This is a genomic window from Streptomyces sp. NBC_01497, assembly GCF_036250695.1.
GTDB lineage: Bacteria > Actinomycetota > Actinomycetes > Streptomycetales > Streptomycetaceae > Streptomyces.
The window spans coordinates 1,488,158-1,506,305 of the sequence record NZ_CP109427.1 but is presented as its reverse complement, the minus strand read 5'-3'; the positions used below and the strand labels follow the sequence as shown (position 1 = coordinate 1,506,305).

Annotated in this window: 12 protein-coding genes; 6 read left to right on the top strand and 6 right to left on the bottom strand. The window is 72.9% G+C overall.

Features of this window, described 5'->3' with window-relative positions; translation table 11 throughout:
- The first annotated feature begins 46 nt into the window (after positions 1 to 46).
- From OG310_RS06500 to OG310_RS06485, 4 genes are all read left to right on the top strand, one after another.
- Positions 47 to 256, top strand: coding sequence for a type A2 lantipeptide (locus tag OG310_RS06500; RefSeq protein ID WP_329454918.1), 210 nt, complete (start codon positions 47 to 49; stop codon positions 254 to 256).
- 109 nt (positions 257 to 365) lie between these two features.
- Positions 366 to 1,175 carry an HlyD family efflux transporter periplasmic adaptor subunit gene (locus tag OG310_RS06495; protein ID WP_329454917.1) on the top strand — a complete coding sequence of 270 codons (810 nt, stop codon included), beginning with the start codon at positions 366 to 368 and terminating at the stop codon, positions 1,173 to 1,175.
- Positions 1,172 to 3,439, top strand: coding sequence for an NHLP family bacteriocin export ABC transporter peptidase/permease/ATPase subunit (locus tag OG310_RS06490; RefSeq protein WP_329454916.1), 2,268 nt, complete (start codon positions 1,172 to 1,174; stop codon positions 3,437 to 3,439). Before OG310_RS06495 ends, OG310_RS06490 begins: the two co-directional genes overlap by 4 nt.
- Before the next feature lies 1 nt (position 3,440).
- Entirely contained in the window at positions 3,441 to 6,302 is a 2,862-nt protein-coding gene (locus tag OG310_RS06485) for an NHLP bacteriocin export ABC transporter permease/ATPase subunit (protein ID WP_443078565.1), read from the top strand.
- 312 nt (positions 6,303 to 6,614) lie between these two features.
- Here the strand turns inward: OG310_RS06485 and OG310_RS06480 are convergent, their stop codons facing one another.
- Positions 6,615 to 7,505, bottom strand: coding sequence for a 2-hydroxy-3-oxopropionate reductase (locus OG310_RS06480; RefSeq protein WP_329454915.1), 891 nt, complete (start codon positions 7,503 to 7,505; stop codon positions 6,615 to 6,617).
- 142 nt (positions 7,506 to 7,647) lie between these two features.
- Positions 7,648 to 8,469, bottom strand: a complete 822-nt coding sequence (locus tag OG310_RS06475) for a TIM barrel protein (protein ID WP_329454914.1) — start codon at positions 8,467 to 8,469, stop codon at positions 7,648 to 7,650.
- A 1,143-nt stretch (positions 8,470 to 9,612) separates the two neighbouring features.
- Between OG310_RS06475 and OG310_RS06470 the strand changes: the two genes are divergently transcribed.
- Together OG310_RS06470 and OG310_RS06465 are read left to right on the top strand one after the other, a co-directional pair.
- A complete protein-coding gene (locus OG310_RS06470; protein ID WP_329454913.1) occupies positions 9,613 to 10,755 on the top strand; it encodes a HesA/MoeB/ThiF family protein in 1,143 nt (380 codons plus the stop codon).
- Between the two features lie 322 nt (positions 10,756 to 11,077).
- Positions 11,078 to 12,370, top strand: coding sequence for an MFS transporter (locus OG310_RS06465; RefSeq protein WP_329454912.1), 1,293 nt, complete (start codon positions 11,078 to 11,080; stop codon positions 12,368 to 12,370).
- Between the two features lie 34 nt (positions 12,371 to 12,404).
- Here OG310_RS06465 and OG310_RS06460 read toward each other — a convergent pair whose 3' ends face one another.
- The 4 genes from OG310_RS06460 to OG310_RS06445 form a co-directional block, all read right to left on the bottom strand.
- Entirely contained in the window at positions 12,405 to 13,874 is a 1,470-nt protein-coding gene (locus OG310_RS06460; protein ID WP_329454911.1) for a rhamnulokinase, read from the bottom strand.
- A gap of 214 nt (positions 13,875 to 14,088) precedes the next feature.
- On the bottom strand, positions 14,089 to 16,131 hold the full coding sequence (locus OG310_RS06455) for a bifunctional aldolase/short-chain dehydrogenase (protein WP_329454910.1): 2,043 nt from the start codon (positions 16,129 to 16,131) through the stop codon (positions 14,089 to 14,091).
- A gap of 141 nt (positions 16,132 to 16,272) precedes the next feature.
- Positions 16,273 to 16,665, bottom strand: coding sequence for a VOC family protein (locus tag OG310_RS06450; protein ID WP_329454909.1), 393 nt, complete (start codon positions 16,663 to 16,665; stop codon positions 16,273 to 16,275).
- A 488-nt stretch (positions 16,666 to 17,153) separates the two neighbouring features.
- Entirely contained in the window at positions 17,154 to 17,864 is a 711-nt protein-coding gene (locus OG310_RS06445) for a GntR family transcriptional regulator (RefSeq protein ID WP_329454908.1), read from the bottom strand.
- Positions 17,865 to 18,148: the final 284 nt, after the last annotated feature.

Genomic DNA, 18,148 nt, shown 5'->3' with positions numbered 1-18,148 from the left:
GGACGGAGGCGTGTCAATCAGAGCCATGCGAAGGGAAGCTTCACTGATGAACTCCACCCCCCAGGTCGAGACCCAGGAAATCTCCGACGCCGACCTGGACAACGTGTCCGGTGGTCTCGTCGGTGACACCGTCACCGGCGTCGTCAACACGGTCAGCGGTGTCGTGAACGTCAACGGTGTCCTGAACACCGTCGACGCCACCGTCGACCCGATGGTGAACACCTCCGGCGTGACGGGCCTCGTCGGCGGCCTCTGAGCAACCGGTCGCATCGACCAGTTGTGACTGACTGACACGTGTCCCGGGTCCGTATCCCCTACGGACTCCGGGGCACGTTTCCGTGTGCCGGAAGACCGGGAAGACCGCCGTGCAATTCCGCCAACAGGCGCTCACCAAACTCCAGTCGCCGGAGGAGCTCGACCTCCCCGTGCGGCTCGCCCGCCCACGCGGCCTGCTCACGCTCGCGGTGACCCTCCTCGCCATGGCGGCGGGCGCGCTGTGGGCGGTCACCGGTTATGTGACCTCGACTGTCGCGGCCCCGGGCATCCTCACCTACGGACAGGGGAGTTACGTGCTCCAGAGCCCCGTCGCCGGGCAAGTCACCGCCGTGCTCGCGCAGGAGGGACAGCGCGTCGAGGCGGACGCGCCACTCGTGCGGGTACGCGTCGCGCACGGCGCCACGGACACGGTCCGCGCGATCGCCGCCGGCCGGGTCACCTCCCTGACCGCGAGCATCGGCGCCGTCGTCACCACGGGCGCCGACATCGCGACCGTCGAACGCGCGGCCCACGCACACGACCCGCTCCTCGCGATGCTGTACATGCCGGCCTCCGGCGGCGGGTCCGTCGTTCCGGGACAGCCGGTCGACCTCAGCCCGGCGTCCGCGCCCGAGCAGCGCTACGGCGTGCTGCACGGCACCGTCAAGGCCGTCGGCAGGAGCACCCAGACCCGGCGGCAGATCGCCGCCTTCCTGGGCGACCCCCAACTCGCCGACCAGTTCAGCCGCGACGGGCAGCCCGTCGCCGTCCTCGTCGCCCTGGACACCACGCGCCGCACCCGGTCCGGCTATGCCTGGTCCTCACCCGCGGGACCGCCGTTCGGGCTCACCTCGATGACACCGGCCGACGGCTCCGTGCGCGTCGCACGGCAGCACCCGGCGCAGTGGCTGCTGCCATGAGCGGCACCCGCGTACCGCCGCAGCGGCAGCTCCCACCCGGCGGCCACGGCCGTCACCGCACCGGTCCTGCCCGCACCGAGGCCCGGCCGTCCGCGCCGTCCGGCGGCCGGATCCGGAGGGTCCGTACCCCCACCGTCCTGCAGATGGAGGCCGTCGAGTGCGGCGCCGCCTGCCTCGCCATGGTCCTCGCCCACCACGGCCGCCATGTCCCGCTGGAGGAGCTCCGCATCGCCTGCGGCGTCTCCCGCGACGGCTCCCGCGCCAGCAACCTGCTCAAAGCGGCCCGCAGTTACGGCCTCGGGGCCAAGGGCATGCAAATGGAGTCCGCCGCCCTCGCCGACGTGCGGGGACCGGCGATCCTCTTCTGGGAGTTCAACCACTACGTCGTGTACGAGGGGACGGGCCGCAGACTCGGCACCCGGGGCGTGCACATCAACGACCCGGGAAAGGGCCGCAGGTTCGTGCCCGCCGAGGACTTCGACACCAGCTTCACCGGCGTCGCCCTCGTCTTCGAACGCACCGGCTCCTTCAGCACGGGCGGCCGCCGCCCCGGTGTGCTGCGCGCGCTGCCCACCCGGATGCGCGGCACCGCGGGCACCCTGTTCGCGGCGCTGCTCGCGGGGCTCCTCCTCGTCGCCACCGGCGCCGCCGTGCCCGCGCTCAGCCGCACGTACATCGACATGTTCCTGGTGGGCGGGCAGACCTCGCTGCTCGGACCACTGTTCGCCGCGATGGCCGCGATGATCGCGCTCACCGCCGTCCTCACCGGGCTCCAGCAGGCCAACCTGCTGCGCGGGCGCATCATCTCCTCCACGCTCAGCAGCGCCCGTTTCATGCGCCACCTGATGCGGCTGCCCGTCACGTTCTTCGCCCAGCGCAGCCCCGCCGACCTCGTCCAGCGCCTGCAGTCCAACGACTCCGTCGCCGAGACCCTGGCGCGCGACCTCTCGGCTGCGGGCGTCGACGGCCTCGTGGTCCTGCTGTACGCCGTGCTGCTGTGGACCTACGATCCGCAACTCACTGTCATCGGTGTGCTGGTGGCCCTGCTGAACGTCGTCGCCATGCGCGTCGTGATCCGGCTGCGCGCCACCCACACCCAAAAGCTCCGCGCCGACAGCGCCCGCCTGACCACCACCTCGTACACCGGTCTCCAGCTGATCGAGACGCTGAAGGCGACCGGCGGCGAGGACGGCTTCTTCCGCCGCTGGGCCGGGCAGCACGCCGCGACCCTGGAGGAACAGCAGCGCCTCGGTGTGCCGAGCGCGGTGCTCGCCGTCGTCGCCCCGCTCCTCGCCACCCTCAACAGCGCGCTGATCCTGTGGATCGGCGGGCTGCGCGCCGTGGACGGACACATCTCCATCGGCCTGCTGGTCGCCTTCCAGACGCTCGTCACGAGCTTCACCGCGCCCATCACCCGGCTCAACGGCGTCGCGGGCCGCATCCAGGACTTCGCAGCCGACGTCGCACGCCTCAAGGACGTCGAGAACTTCCCCGCGGACACGCTCTACGCGCAGGACGGGTCGGGCCCGAGCACCCGCCGACTCACCGGCCATGTCGCGTTGCGGGACGTGACGTTCGGATACAGCCCGCTCGACGCGCCGCTGCTCGGCGGGTTCTCGTTGACCGTCGGGCCGGGCCGGCAGGTCGCCCTTGTCGGCGGATCGGGCAGCGGCAAGTCCACCGTCTCCCGGCTGATCTCGGGGCTGTACCGGCCCTGGGAAGGCACCATCTCGATCGACGGCCGCCGCATCGAGGACATCCCGCGCGGTGCGCTCGCCGCCTCCGTGTCCTTCGTGGACCAGGACGTCTTCCTCTTCGAGGGGACCGTACGGGACAACGTCGCCCTGTGGGACCCCTCGATCCCCGACGAGGCGGTGGTGGCGGCCCTGCGCGACGCTGCCCTGTACGACGACGTGATCGCGCGCCGCCCCGACGGCATCCACTCCCGGGTGGAGCAGGACGGCCGCAACTTCTCAGGCGGCCAGCGGCAGCGCCTGGAGATCGCGCGGGCACTCGTGCGGGGGCCCAGTGTCCTCGTACTCGACGAGGTCACGAGCGCGCTGGACGCCGAGACCGAACGCGTCATCATGGACAACCTGCGGCGGCGCGGCTGCGCCTGTGTGGTGATCGCGCACCGGCTCAGCACCGTACGGGACAGCGACGAGATCGTCGTCCTCGATCACGGCACCGTCGTCGAACGCGGCCGGCACGGCGAACTGGTGGCGGCCGGCGGCGCGTACGCGGCCCTGGTCAAGGAGCACTGACGTGGCGACGGCGACCGGGACGGGCCCGGGGCAGAGCGAACACGACACCGTGACCACGGCCTTCGAGGGCATCGGGGCCCCGGTGGACACCGCCGCCGGGGGCGCCACCGGTGCCGAGGCCGGCGGGACGGCCGTCGGCCTCGAAGGGCCACTCGTCCTGTGGCTGGTGGCCGCGGGCGTCCTCGACCTGTTCGCGGTCGACACGACGGGCGGCGGCCCTTGGCACTTCCTCGGCCGCCTGGAGGCCGGCACGTTGCTGCTCGGGCCCGTCGAGGGCCCCCGCCACACCTTGCTCGGCAGGCCGGGGCCGGGCTGCGTGCTGCGCCGCGTCCCGCTGCGCGAACTCACCCGCCCCTACCCGCACCAGCCGCCTCAGGAACCCTCGCCGCTGGAGAACGCCTTCGCCCTCGGCATCGGCCGCGGGCTCGGCGCGCTGTTCGAGGCGCCGCTGGACGGCCGGCTCGCCGGGGACGACCCGACGGCCGACGCCGTCGCCGACGACGACATCCTGTGGATGCCCGTCCCCGCGGGCAGCGTCGAGCCCGGCGCCGCCTACAGCGCGGACTTCGCGGGGGACCTGCTCGTCGACGCCACGATGTGGCAGGGCATGATCGCCCAGCAGTACCGGCTGCTCGCCGCCGTCGACCGGTGGATCGCCGGCCGTGAACAGGCCCACGAGGACCGCACCGCCGCCGGCATCAGAGCGGGCGAGCGGGAACAGGAGAGCGCCGAGCGGGCCCTCGTCGCCTCCATCGACCGCCGGGGCCGCCGGGACCGGGAACGCGGCGCGCACGGGAGCGGCGACGACGCGTTCTTCGCGGTGTGCCGCCATGTCGCGGCCGGCAGCGGCATCGCCCTCGGCGACCCGCCCCGCGACACCGGGAGCGCGGGCACCAGGCTCGGCCCCGTCGAACGGATCGCGGCACACGCCCGGGTCCGCACCCGGCCGGTCCGCCTCGCCGGCGAGTGGTGGCGCACCGACGTGGGGCCGCTCGTGGGCAGCAGGGCCCGGTCGGGGGCACCCGTCGCGCTGATGTGGCGGCGCGGACGGTACGAGGCGGTCAACCCGCTCAGCGGATCGCGCGCCCGCGTCAGCGCCGAGAACTCCGAGGACTTCGAGCCGAGCGCGGCGATGTTCTACCGGCCGCTGCCCGAACGCCCGTTGAACCCGCTGCGGCTACTGCGCTTCAGCCTGCGCGGCGCCCGCGCCGACCTGCGCTCCCTCGTCATCGCGGGACTGGTCACCGTCGCGCTCGGCGCGCTCGTGCCCATCGCCACCGGCAAGGTCCTCGGGGAGTACGTCCCCGAGGCCCGGACCGGCCTCATCGTTCAGGTCGCGATCGCCGTGATGGTGGCGGGCGCGGTGTCGGCCGCCTTCGGGTTGCTCCAGAACCTCACCATGCTGCGCATCGAGGGACGCATGGAGGCCACCCTCCAGCCGGCCGTGTGGGACAGGCTGCTGCGGCTTCCCACCGCCTTCTTCGGTGAACGCTCCACCGGTGAACTCGCCAGTGCCGCCATGGGGGTCAGCTCCGTACGGCGGGTGCTGTCGGGTATCGCCCCGGTCGTGCTCCAGTCCACCACCGTCGGCGTGATGAACCTCGGGCTGCTCCTCTTCTACAGCGTGCCCCTCGCGCTCGCCGGTCTCGGCATGCTCGCCGTCGTCACCGCCGTGTTCCTCGCGATCGGGCTCTGGCAGGTGCGCTGGCAGCGGCGGCTGGTCAAGCTCGGCAACAAGCTCAACAACCAGGCCTTCCAGACCCTGCGGGGCCTGCCCAAGCTGCGCGTCGCGGCGGCCGAGCCGTTCGCATACGCCGCCTGGGCCCGTCAGTTCGCGAAGTCCCGGAAGATGCAGCAGCGGGCCGGGCACATCAAGAACGTCAACACCGTGGTCGACGCGGTGTACCTGCCGCTGTGCACCCTGTTGATGTTCATGGCCCTCGCGGGGCCCGCGCGCGGCACCCTGTCGTCCGCGTCCTTCCTCACCTTCAACACGTCCCTGACGATGCTGCTGACCTCGGTCACCCAGCTCACCGGCGCCCTGGTGTCGGCGGTCTCCGCGCTGCCGATGTACGAACAGGTACGGCCGGTGCTGCGCGGCGAGCCGGAGGTACGGGGCGGCAGCGCCGCTCCGGGGGCCCTGACGGGGGCGTTCGCCGCGCGGGGGGTGACCTTCCGGTACGGCGACGAGGGTCCGCTGGTCCTCGACGACGTGACGGTCGAGGTCGCCGAGGGCGAGTTCGTCGCGGTCGTCGGGCCGAGCGGCTGCGGCAAGTCCACGCTGCTGCGGCTGCTGATCGGCTTCGAGCGGCCCGTCTCCGGCAGTGTGCTCTACGACGGCCAGGACCTCTCGGCCCTCGACCTCAGCGCCGTACGCCGTCAGTGCGGTGTCGTGCTGCAGAACGCGCAGCCGCTGACCGGCTCGATCCTGGACTGCATCCGGGGCGCCGAGGCGTTCACCCAGGAGGAGGTCTGGGAGGCCGCGGAACTCGCCGGACTCGCCGAGGACATCCGGCGCATGCCCATGGGCCTGCACACGATGATCGCGGGCGGCGGCGCGGTCTCCGGCGGCCAGCGCCAGCGGCTGATGATCGCCCAGGCGCTCGTACGGCGCCCGCGCATCCTGTTCTTCGACGAGGCGACCAGCGCCCTCGACAACGAGACGCAGCGCGTCGTCATGGAGAGCACCCGGCGGCTGAGGGCCAGCAGACTGGTGATCGCGCACCGGCTGAGCACCGTCCTGGACGCCGACCGCGTGATCGTGATGGACGGCGGCCGGGTGGTCGAACAGGGCACACCGGCAGCGCTGTTGGCCGACCCGTCGGGTCGGCTGAGCGAACTCGTACGCCGCCAGGTGGCGTAACCCCGCCCCGTGCGGGTGGGGACCGCGGCGCACGGCGCGCGGGACAGCGGCGCCGCGCTCTCACGTCGGGCGGGCGCCACGACCCGTCGGCCACCGCACCGGCCTGCCGGGCGCCGCGGTCCGCGGGCGGTCCGGGTCCCCGGCGAAGGACCCCTCGTCCCCGCCGGGGACCCGGACGGCGGTACCGGGCGACGGCGGCGCCTGGGCGCGACATGACAGGTGTCAGCGCCGCCGCCGCCCGGGGTCTTGTGGCGGACCGGACCGCGCGGGCAGGGGAATCCCGGTCCTGGTCCTGGTCCTGAACGTGCCGACTCAGACCTGGTCGCCGGAGAGCCTTTGCACGCAGCGCAGCAGCGCCGAGTGGTCGAGTCCCCCGTCCCCCTGCGCGCGCAGCGACGCGACCAGTTGCGCCACGACGGCGCCGACCGGCAGCGCCGCGCCGACAGCGCGGGCGGCCTCGGTGACGATGCCCATGTCCTTGTGGTGCAGGTCGATCCGGAAGCCCGGGGTGAAGTCCCGCTTCAGGAAGTTGTCCTTCTTGCGGCTCAGCACGGTCGACCCGGCGAGCCCTCCGTTCAGTACGTCGAGCGCGGCGCCCAGGTCGACCCCGGACTTCTCCAGGAACACCACGGCCTCGGCGCACGCCTGGATGTTGACGGCGACGATCAGCTGGTTCGCCGCCTTCACCGTCTGGCCCGCGCCGTGCGGCCCGCAGTGGACGATCGTCCTGCCCAGCGCCTCGAACAACGGCTTCGCCGCGTCGAAGTCGGCGCGTTCGCCGCCGACCATGATGGACAGGACGGCCTCGACGGCGCCGGCCTCACCGCCGGACACGGGTGCGTCCAGGACGCGTATGCCCTTGTCCGCGGCGGCCTCGGCGAGGTCGAGGGACGTCCGCGGCGTGATCGACGACATGTCGACCAGCAGCGTCCCGGGCCTCGCGTGCGCGAGGATCCCGTCGGGCCCGTACGCGACGGCCTCGACCTGCGGCGACGCGGGCACCATCGTGACGACGACATCGGCGTCGGCCACCGCCTCGGCGATCGAGCCGGCCGGGGTGCCGCCCGCGGCGGCGAGACGCTCCAGCTTCTCCCGTTCCAGGGTGTGACCGGCCACGGCGTAACCGGCCTTGATCAGGTTCTCGGACATGGGTGAGCCCATGATGCCGAGGCCGATCCACGCGATCTTGGGAAGGTCGGTCATGACGGAACCTTTCGACATGCTCGGGACGGCACTGGCGCTGGCTGCGAGGTGCGAGGTGCGAGGTGCGAGGTGCGAGGTGCGAGGAGGGAGGGGGCTTCGGGGGCGGGGCAGTCGGGAGGCGGGGGGAAGGGGGTACGCGGGGTCAGCCGGCGAGCCAGCCGAAGGCCTCCGCGCTCGGCCGGTCGCCCGGCTTGTACTCCAGGCCGATCCAGCCGTCGTAACCGGCCTTGCGCAGGCGGCCGACGAGGTCGTCGAGCGGGAGCGAGCCGGTGCCGGGGGCACCCCGGCCGGGGTCGTCGGCGATCTGGACGTGCCCGGTCCCCTCCGCGTAGCGGTCGATGACCGCCGGCAGGTCCTCGCCGTTCCTCGACAGGTGGTAAAGGTCGAGCAGGAACGCGGTGTTGCCGAGGCCCGTCGCTTCGTTGACGCGGTCCACGACGGCCACCGCGGCGGGCGCGCTGACCAGCGGATAGCTCGGCGACTCGGGCGCACCCAGCGCCTCCACGAGGAGGGTCGCGCCGATGCCGTGCGCGGCGCGGGCCGCGAGCGCCAGGTTCTCCAGGGCCAGCGCGTCCTGCGCGGCGGGATCGACGCCGTCGACCCGGTTGCCGTAGAGGGCGTTGAGCGCGGTGCAGCCGACGGACCCGGCGAAAGCGGTGGCGACCTCGACGTTCGCGCGGAAGCGGTCGGACTCGGCCCCGGGGACCGAGAGCGCGCCGCGGTCGGGGCCCGGCAGCCGCCCGGCGTAGAAGTTGAGTCCGACGAGCCGGGTGCCGGCGTCGGTGAGTGCGGCGCGCAGGTCGTCGAGGTCGCGCCGCGGGGGTGTGGCGGTGTCGGTCCACGGCCACCAGAGTTCGACGGCGTCGAACCCCGCGGCTGCGGCGGCGGCCGGCCGTTCCAGCAGGGGGAGTTCGGTGAAGAGGATCGAGAGGTTCACGTCGTAGCGCTCGGTGTCGCGGGGCATGGTCTCCAGCGTCCGTCCGGTGGCATGGGCTGTCCGTGGCGGGACTCGGTGGTCCGAGCCGGTTCCGCGTCCCGCCCGTTCTTGAACTTCCGTATAGTGGAATCTATTTTCTGCTTACTGGAAGATTGCCTGGGTGGTGGCCGGTGTGTCAAGGGCTCGGTGCGAGGCCCGCGCGGCTGTTTCGAACGGTGCGGACGGTGCGCGGGGTGCCGACGGTGCCGTGGTGGTGTTTCACTTCTCCGGTGCCGGCCGGTCCCGGACGACGGCGTTGCCCCCCACCGGGAGGACGGTGTGCTCCGCCCGGCGGGTGCCGGGGGGTCCCGTCGCCACCCGGACGGGGTACGCGATTTCACGCCGTCGAGAAAACACCGCGCCGGAGGGACGGACGGCCCCCGGGAGCGCGGGCCGACGCGGGGGCCAGGCAGTGTGCGCGGGGGCCGGTGCCGAACATCACGCACCACCGGACAATAGTCCTTAAATCTGCTATGGCCTGAAGGCACTGACCATGAACTTTCCTCCCCTGGTGGGCGATTGACCGACCCACCGGATCCCGTTAAGTTCCCCCCATCCGGCCGGAGTTCAGCCCGGAAGGCGGCGCGACCCAGGGGGAGGGGCGTACGGCGATGCGGGGAATTCTTGCGGTCCGGGACGCTTCCCGGCTCCCGCGAAGGCACGAGACCGAAGCGGCTCGCGAGGACCCGTCCGGCCCTAACCCACCCGGTACGCACACCGCCTTCGGCGCGGTGCGCCGGACACGGGCCCGCCGGGACGCAGCCAGGACACACCGGCGCTCCCACGCGAGGGAGTCACCGGCGTCGAAGGCCCACGGCGTCCCGCCCGCCGCCGATCCGGCCACGGCCGGGGAACCCACAGCTCCTGTCGCCCTCACCGGGTGGCGGGTATCCCGTTCCTGCCAGATAGAAGGGGGGTGACCGCAGTGAACATCGACATGACGACGCGCAAGACGAGCATCGCCGGCAGCTCGCAGGAGGGCTGACCCCGGCCCGGGGGCCGCTGAGGCCGTACCCGGGACGCGGTAACCCGCTGGTGGGCGCCGCAATCGCCCACCAGCGGGTCCGTAAGGCGGTTCGCCTCGCAGGCGAACCGCCCACCACCCAGTATCGCGGAGGATGGCCCATGCCCGTGAGCGCGCGCACGCGACCGCAGCTGAAACACACCGCGCCGGTCTTCGGCAGCGGCGAACAGATCCTCATCGGCGGCTTCGGCGATGTCACCGAGATCACCGATCCCACGGGCGCGATCCGTGCCCTCCTCGAACTGCTCGACGGCAGCAGGACCCTGGAGCAGGTCCACGCCGACCTGGGGACGTCCTTCCCCGAAGTGACTCTCGACGAGATCGCGGGCGCGGTGGACCAGTTCGACCAGGCGGGCTTCCTGCTCGACGCCGACGCGTCGCCGGACGGCATCCTGGAGGAACACGAACTCCGGCGCTGGGAAAGGAACATCAACTTCTTCGGCTCGTTCGCGCGACTGGCCGACAACAAGTTCGAGCAGCAGCGCAAACTGCGCGACTGCCGGGTCACCCTGCTCGGCCTCGGCGGTCTCGGCTCCCACGTGCTGCTCGACATGGCGGCGATGGGCATCGGCCATGTGACCGCCGTCGAGTTCGACCGGGTCGAACTGTCCAACCTCAACCGGCAGATCCTCTACCGCGAGGGCGACGTGGGCGAGGAGAAACTCGGGCTCGCCGTCGAACGCGTCCGCCGGTTCAACCCGCACATCGACATCGAGGCCGTGAACCTGAGGATCACCTCGACCGAGGACGTCCTCGGGGTGATCGACGGCGCCGATGTGGTGATCTCGGTGGCCGACCGGCCCAAGATGGAGATCGCCAACTGGGTCAACGAAGCCTGTGTGGCCCGCGGGGTGCCGCTGGTCACCGGTGGCCTGGAGACCCAGCGCGCCGTCTACTTCACCATGATCCCCGGCACCACCGGCTGCGTGGAGTGCTGGCGGCGCCAGGTCTTCGCTAGCGACGACGTGTCGCGGGAGCTGTTGGAGGAGAAGCGGGAGCGGCGCATCGGCGGCGACAACGCCGCGTTCTGCCCGCTTGTCACCATGACGACGGGTTTCCTGATCGGCGAACTGACCCGGCTGGTGACGGGCATCGCCCCGCCGGTCGCCGCGGGCCGCCTGATGGAGCTGCGCTTCACGGACTACGCGATGGGTGAGAGCGAGAGCTGGAAGCGGCTCGACGACTGTCCGGTCTGCGGTCCGGAGCGTGATACAAAGCCGTCGGCGACGGACCTCCTCGCGGCGCACTGACGCGGTCGGCGGCCCGCCGAGGCGGACCCCGGGGCCCGGCCGCGCCCCTTCGGCACGGCCGCCGTCCCGTCACCCGCCACCCGGACAGCCGACCCTGCGACACCCGCGCCCGACCCCCGATCCCGGCGCAGGCAGCTCCGGCGGGCCGCCGACCTGCTGGACGGCGGCCCGCCGGACACCCTTGCCGCGAACGCCCTTTCGACGACCGCCCGACGAAACGACTGATCGTGCCCCTGCTCCTGTACCCCACTCCCCGCGCGGGCCGCGTGACCCGCGCGGCCCGCGTGCTCCGGCCCGCGCACCCGGCCGCCGAGGACCGGTCATGAGTGCGCCGGACGGCACGGGCCGTCCCGTCGAGGCCCGGCTTCCCGGACTGGGCGCCCGTTACTACGTGCTGCTGACGGCGTTCCTCGCCTCGTCGCTCGGGAACTGGGTCTACCGGCTGGCACTGCCCCTGCTGGTGCTGCACCTGACCGGCTCCGCACTGAGCACCAGCGGGCTCTACGCCATCGAGTACGTACCGTTCCTGCTGCTGTCCCTGCCCGGCGGGGTCTTCGCGGACCGGTGGGACCGGCGGCGGCTGCTCGTCACCGGCGACATGACGGCCTGTGTCATCGCGCTCTGCCTCGCGCTGGTGGTCACCGCCGGGGTGCACACCCTGTGGCCGATTTATCTGGTGGCCTTCCTGCTGGCCTGTGTGGAACCCGTCTACCACCCGGCGTTCCAGGGGTTCCTGCCGCAGATCGTGCCGGAGAGCCGCCTCGGCCAGGCCAACGGCTGGATGCAGTCGGGCGACAACATCATGAGCATGCTCGGCCCCGTGGTGGCCGGTGGCCTGGTGGGCCTCTTCGGCTTCCAGACCACGGTCTATGTGAACGCCGCGTCCTTCCTGGTGTCCGCGCTCGCCATCACCACGATCCGTGGCGGCGCCCCGGTGGCCCGCGCGGCGGTACGCCGGGCCGCCTCCTTCGGGGGTGAGATCACCGAGGCGCTCCGCTACATCTTCCGTACGAACCGGCTCATGATGGCGGGTTCGCTGATGTTCACGGGAACGAACTTCGCGATCTGGCTCATCCAGGCCAACTTCGTCTTCTACCTGACCAGTTACCGTAAGCTGTCGCCCGACGTCGTGGGCGCCGTGCTGGCGGCGCAGGGCGTGGGGGCGGTCCTCGGCGCGGCCCTGGCCGGGCCGATCATCCGCAGGTTCGCCCCGGGCCGTGTCCTCATCGGCACCACGTCCGTGGCGGGACTCGTCACTCTGCTGCTGGTCCCGGTGCGCAGTCCGGTCGGCATCGCCGTGGTCTGGGGACTGATGTACGTACTGGGGTCGATCAACCCGGTCGCCTGGTTCACCCTGCGCCAGCAGGTGGTTCCCGACGCCATGCTCGGCCGGGTCGTGGCCACCACCCGGATGCTCGCGTTCGCCTCGATCCCCGTCTCCGCCGTGGTGGCCGGCCTGCTGGAGACGAGCTTCCACGACTTCTACGTGGTCATCGCCGTGGGCGCGCTGCTCAGGCTCGTCATCGCGGGACTCGCGTACAGGTCGCCGCTGCGGACACCGCCGGTGGCCGGCGCCCAGGACGACGCGGAGCGGGAGGCCGCGCAGGAGGCGTAGCCCACCGGCCGGGCGCCGGGGGAGCCGGAGCGAGTCAGCGCAGCCCGACGCGCCCGGCCGCCGCCGCCCACGCGCTCTCGGCGCCCGACGGCTCGTAGCGGCGCAGCGGCTGACTCTCCGCCACCAGTTCCCGCATGGCGCGGACGTCCGCCACCAGCCCGTAGGCCCGTGCCTGGACGAGGACGTTGCCCAGCGCGGTCGCCTCGGCCGGTCCCGCCACCACCGGCAGGCCCGTGGCGTCGGCGGTCAGCCGGCAGAGCAGGTCGTTGCGGCTGCCGCCGCCCACCAGGTGCACCACGCGGACCTCGCGGCCCGCCAGCTCCGCCGCCGTCCGCAGCGTCGCCCGGTGCGCGAGCGCCAGCGACTCGCAGATGCAGCGCACCACCGCGGCCTGGTCCCGGGGCGGCCGCTGCCCTGTCCTCGCGCAGTAGGCCGCGATCCGTTCCGGCATGTCGCCCGGGGCCAGGAACGAGGGATCGTCGGGGTCCACCAGCGCCGCGAAGGGCTCGGCCGCCGCGGCCTGCTCCAGCAGCGGGCCCAGCTCGGCCGGCAGGCCGCGGGCCCGCCACGTCCGCAGCGTCTCCGTCAGCAGCCACAGCCCCATGATGTTGCGCAGGAAGCGGATCGTGCCGTCGATGCCGCGCTCGTTGGTGAAGTTCGCCGCCCTGGCGCTCTCGTCGATCACCGGCGCCGGCAGTTCGAGCCCGGCGAGCGACCAGGTACCGCAGGAGATGTAGGCGAAGTCGTCGTCCGTCGCGGGCACGGCGACCACCGCCGAGGCCGTGTCGTGCGAGGCCACGGCCGTCACGGGCGTGGCCTTCGGCAGTCCGGTCGCGGCGGCAGCCGAGGGCCGCAGGGTGCCCGCCGGGTCGCCGGGGAAGCGCAGCGGCGGCAGCAGCCCGCGCGGGATGCCGAGCCGGTCGAGCACCTGGTGCGACCATCCGGCCTCGCGTGCGTCGAACAGCCCGGTCGTCGAGGCGTTCGTCGCCTCCGCGCCGACGCTGCCCGTCAGCCAGTACGTCAGCAGGTCCGGGATGAGCAACAGCGTCCGAGCGAGGCCCCGCTGCGGCGCGCTCTCCTCGGCGGCCAGCTGGAAGACGGTGTTGAAGGGCAGGTGCTGAAGCCCGGTGACCGCGTACAGCTCCTTGGCGGGCAGCACCTTCTCCAGCCGCTGGGCGACGCCCTCGGTCCGCGTGTCGCGGTAGTGGTACGGGGAGCCCAGCAGCGCTCCCGTCCGGTCGAGCAGTCCGTAGTCCACGGCCCAGCTGTCGATGCCGACCGAGACGATGTCCGCGTCGCGGGCCGCCCGTGCCAGTCCGTCGAGCGTGTCGCCGTACAGCCCGAGCACGTCCCACCGCAGCCCGTCCGGCAGCTCGACCGGGCGGTTCGCGAACCGGTGGACCTCCGTCAGCCGCAGCTTTCCGGCGCCCGCCTGACCGACCATCACCCGTCCGCTCGTCGCTCCGAGGTCCACGGCGGCAAAGGACGGGCGGGCGGTCGGCATGGCGGCTCTCTCGGGTCAGCGGGTCCGGACGTACGAGGGGTACGGACGGACGCGGGGCCACGGACCCGGTGCGCGGGCGGGCGTACGGCAAGGAAGGGATGCTACGGGAGGAGTGGGTGGAGCGGTGGGGCCCGGCGGGGTGCCGGTACGGGCGGACAGCGGCAGAGCTGCCCCGCCGTCCGCCCGTCGGGTGTGCGGCCGGTGCGCGGCGGCGTCAGCGCAGGAAGGCGGCTGCCACCCCCGCGTCCACCGGGACGTGCAGGCCCGTGGTGTGCGTCAGGTCCCCGCCGGTCAGGGCGAACACCGCGTTCGCCACGTGCTCCGGCAGTACCTCGCGCTTCAGCAGCGTCCGCTGGGCGTAGAACTCGCCGAGCTTGTCCTCCGGCACCCCGTACACGGCGGCGCGCTGCGCACCCCAGCCGCCCGCGAAGATGCCCGAACCCCGCACCACGCCGTCGGGGTTGACGCCGTTGACCCGGATGCCGAGTTCGCCGAGCTCGGCCGCGAGCAGCCGCACCTGGTGCGCCTGGTCCGCCTTCGTCGCCGAGTACGCGATGTTGTTGGGCCCGGCGAACACACCGTTCTTCGAGACGATGTAGACGATGTCACCGCCCATGGCCTGCTCGCTCATCACCCGCGCGGCCTCCCGCGAGACGAGGAAGGAGCCACGCGCCATGATGTCGTGCTGGAGGTCCCAGTCGCGGGCGCTCGTCTCCAGCAGCGGCTTGGAGATGGAGATGCCCGCGTTGTTGACGACGAGGTCGATCCCGCCGAACGCGAGGACGCCCGCCCGGAAGGCCGCGGTGATCTGCTCCTCGTCCGTCACGTCCACCGCGACGGCGACCGCCTTGTCCGGGCCGCCCAGCTCCTTCGCCACGGCCGACGCGCTCTCCGCGTCCAGGTCGGCGACGACGACGCAGGCGCCCTCCGACACCAGCCGCCGAGCCACCGCCTTCCCGATGCCCGAGGCCGCGCCCGTCACCAGCGCGACGCGGGTGGCCAGCGGCTTCGGCGCGGGCATCCGGCGCAGCTTGGCCTCCTCCAGGGACCAGTACTCGATGCGGAACTTCTCCGACTCCTCGATGGGCCGGTACGTCGAGACGGCCTCGGCGCCGCGCATCACATTGACCGCGTTGAGGTAGAACTCGCCCGCGACGCGCGCGGTCTGCTTGTCCTTGCCGTACGAGAACATCCCGACACCCGGCACCAGCACGATCGCCGGGTCCGCGCCGCGCATGGCGGGGGAGTCCGCGTCGGCGTGCCGCGCGTAGTAGGCGGCGTACTCCGTGCGGTACTCCTCGTGCAGCGTCTTCAGGCGCGCGACGGCCTCCTCCAACGGCGCGGCCGGCGGCAGGTCGAGGACCAGCGGCCGGACCTTCGTGCGCAGGAAGTGGTCGGGGCACGACGTGCCGAGCGCGGCGAGTCGCGGGTGCTCGGCACTCGCCAGGAAGTCCAGTACGGGCTCCGCGTCGCTGAAGTGCCCGACCTGCGGTCGGTCGGTGGACGCGAGCCCCCGGATCAGCGGTGCCAACGCGGCCGCCCGGTCGGCCCGTTCGGCGGCGGGGAGCGCGCCGTAGCCGTCGAGCCGCGCGCCGAACGGCTCGGGCCTGCCGCGCTCCGCGAGGAAGCGCTCGGCCTCCTGGATGATCCGCAGCGAGTTGGCCTCGCACGCGTCGGACGTCTCTCCCCACGCGGTGATGCCGTGCCCGCCGAGGACACAGCCGATGGCCTGCGGGTTCGCCTCCTTGACAGCGGCGATGTCGAGGCCCAGCTGGAAGCCGGGCCTGCGCCAGTCCACCCACACCACGCGGTCGCCGAAGCAGGCGCGGGTCAGCTCCTCGCCGTCGGCGGCGCAGGCGAGCGCAATGCCCGAGTCCGGGTGCAGGTGGTCGATGTGCGGGGCGTCCACCAGGCCGTGCATGGCGGTGTCGATGGACGGCGCGGCGCCGCCCTTGCCGTGCAGGCAGTAGTCGAACGCGGCGACCATCTCGTCCTCACGCTCCACCCCCGGGTACACGTCGGTGAGCGCCCGCAGGCGGTCCAGCCGCAGGACGGCGAGCCCCGGCTCGGCCAGTGTGCCGAGGTCGCCGCCGGAGCCCTTCACCCACATGAGCTCGACGGCGCCGCCCGTCACGGGGTCCGGCGCGGTGCCCTTGGCCGAGGTGTTGCCGCCCGCGTAGTTGGTGTTGCGCGGATCGGCGCCCAGTCGGTTGGAGCGCGCGAGGAGCGCGGCCTTGACTTCGGTGGCGTCGGGCATGTCTTCCACTCCTGGGGCGGTGACGAGATGCGCGATGATGTGATGAATCGATTCAGATGGACCGTAGGTGGCGTAGCTCACGCGTGTCAAGGCACGCGCAACGGGAGTTGAAACATTTCATCCCCGTCGCCCCGGGACGTGTCAGGCGGGTGCGTCGAGATCCTGCGGGTACCAGCGCAGCTCCACCGTGTTGCCGTCCGGGTCGCTCACGTACACCGACTGGGCGCTGCCGCGCGCGCCGTACCGGCCGACCGGTCCCTCGATGACGGTGAACTCGCCGGAGTCGATGACCTCCTGCCAGTCCAGCGGCTCGACCACCAGGCAGATGTGGTCCACGTTGGACTCGCCGCGCGGCCGGTCCGTCAGATCGATGATGGTCGAGGCGGTGACCCGCACGGACGGGAACGGCGCCTTGCCGGCCCGCCACTCCGCCACCCGTACGGGTTCGAGTCCGAGCGGCCCGCAGTAGAAGGCGAGGGAGCGCTCCACGTCGCTGACGTTCAGCACCAGATGGTCGAATTCCTTGACACGCACGGTGATCGGGTCCTCCTCGGGCTCGGCGGCCCGGGCGGGGCCGCGCTTGTTCCTCCGGCCGGACGGTAGCAAGCGGGCGGGTGCGGCACACGCGGATTCCCCCGGGCCGTCCCTGCCCGCGTCCCGGAGCGCGGCGGGCCCGGGCCGACCTCAGGGAGTCTCGGAAGGGGGGCAGAGTGTGCCGGTGCGGACGCGGCGGGCGTCCGAGCGGACGCCTGCGGGCGTGCGAACCGGACGAGGGGCGTGCGAGCGGACGCGGCGCGCGGGGCCGGGGGTGCCGGCCGGAGCAGGCGGGGGCATCGGAGGGAGCGGGCGCCGGCCTGCCTGCCGCCCGTGCCGGGCCCGTGCGCCCGCGGCCCGTGTCGCTAGCGCTGTCCCTATCGCTGTCCCTGTCGCGCCGCGGGCCTCCTGCGGGGGGAGCGGGCGCCGGCCTGCCTGCCGCCCGTGCCGGGCCCGTGCGCCCGCGGCCCGTGTCGCTAGCGCTGTCCCTATCGCTGTCCCTGTCGCGCCGCGGGCCTCCTGCGGGGCCTCGCCGTCTCGCCGTCCTCGGTGAACAGGTCGGGACGTGTGCCGCGGATCTTCTCCACGTCGCCGAAGACCAGCCGCAGATGGTCCCGCAGCGACTCCTCCGCCGCCGAGCCGTCCGCCGCCTCCAGCCGGTCCACCACCGCCGTGTGCTGGCCGATGAGCAGCGGGAGTTGCTGGGTGAGTGGCAGTGACAGCCGCCGCGCGCGGTCGAGTTGCGCCTTCGCCTGCGCGACGACGGGCCACGCCGAGGCGTGCCCGCCGACGGCCATCAGCCGGGCGTGGAAGTCCTCGTCGCCCAGGAAGAAGGCATCCATGTCGCCGTCCTCGGCGGCGTCCCGCTGCGCGCGCAGCAGGCGCCGCAGATCGGTGACGTCGCGCGGGGTCGCGCGGCCGACCGCGTCCCGCAGCGCGGCGCACTCCAGCGCCTCCCGGACGAACTGCGCGGAGGCGATGTCGCCCAGGCGGATCCGGGCCACGAACGTGCCGAGTTGCGGGTAGACGTCCACCAGCCCCTCGTCGCCCAACAGGATCAGGCTCTCGCGCACCGGGGTGCGGGAGACGCCGAGTTCGGCGGCGAGGTCGTTCTCCGAGAGGGCGGCCCCCGGCTCCAGGTCGAGCGCGATGATGCGCGCGCGCAACTGTTCGTGCACCTGCTGCCGGGTACTGGCCACGGGCTCCCTCTCGCTGGACCGTCTTCGCCGGACCGCCGCCACCCGGGGGACGCTGCCGCTGGTCCGCTCCCGGGGCCGGGTGTACGGATCTTGATCTCCGCACCTCGACGCACTTGTATGGTAGCCGACATCCCGGGGTGGCGGGGGAGCCGAGAATGCGGACACGAAGGGGTCACCGGCCGGGCACCGCCCCGCCGCACACGACCGGGGCGCCCACCGGGCCCAGGACGTCCGGGCCCCGACGCCGTCCCGTACCTCAGCGGCGCGAGGCCCCGCCGCCCGCT

Bases quoted from the DNA above. Each gene is read 5' to 3' on its own strand.
- OG310_RS06480 (WP_329454915.1), bottom strand. From the start codon at position 7,505: ATGACCGACCTTCCCAAGATCGCGTGGATCGGCCTCGGCATCATGGGC.
- OG310_RS06465 (WP_329454912.1), top strand. From the start codon at position 11,078: ATGAGTGCGCCGGACGGCACGGGCCGTCCCGTCGAGGCCCGGCTTCCC.
- OG310_RS06490 (WP_329454916.1), top strand. From the start codon at position 1,172: ATGAGCGGCACCCGCGTACCGCCGCAGCGGCAGCTCCCACCCGGCGGC.
- OG310_RS06475 (WP_329454914.1), bottom strand. From the start codon at position 8,469: ATGCCCCGCGACACCGAGCGCTACGACGTGAACCTCTCGATCCTCTTC.
- OG310_RS06460 (WP_329454911.1), bottom strand. From the start codon at position 13,874: ATGCCGACCGCCCGCCCGTCCTTTGCCGCCGTGGACCTCGGAGCGACG.
- OG310_RS06455 (WP_329454910.1), bottom strand. From the start codon at position 16,131: ATGCCCGACGCCACCGAAGTCAAGGCCGCGCTCCTCGCGCGCTCCAAC.
- OG310_RS06500 (WP_329454918.1), top strand. From the start codon at position 47: ATGAACTCCACCCCCCAGGTCGAGACCCAGGAAATCTCCGACGCCGAC.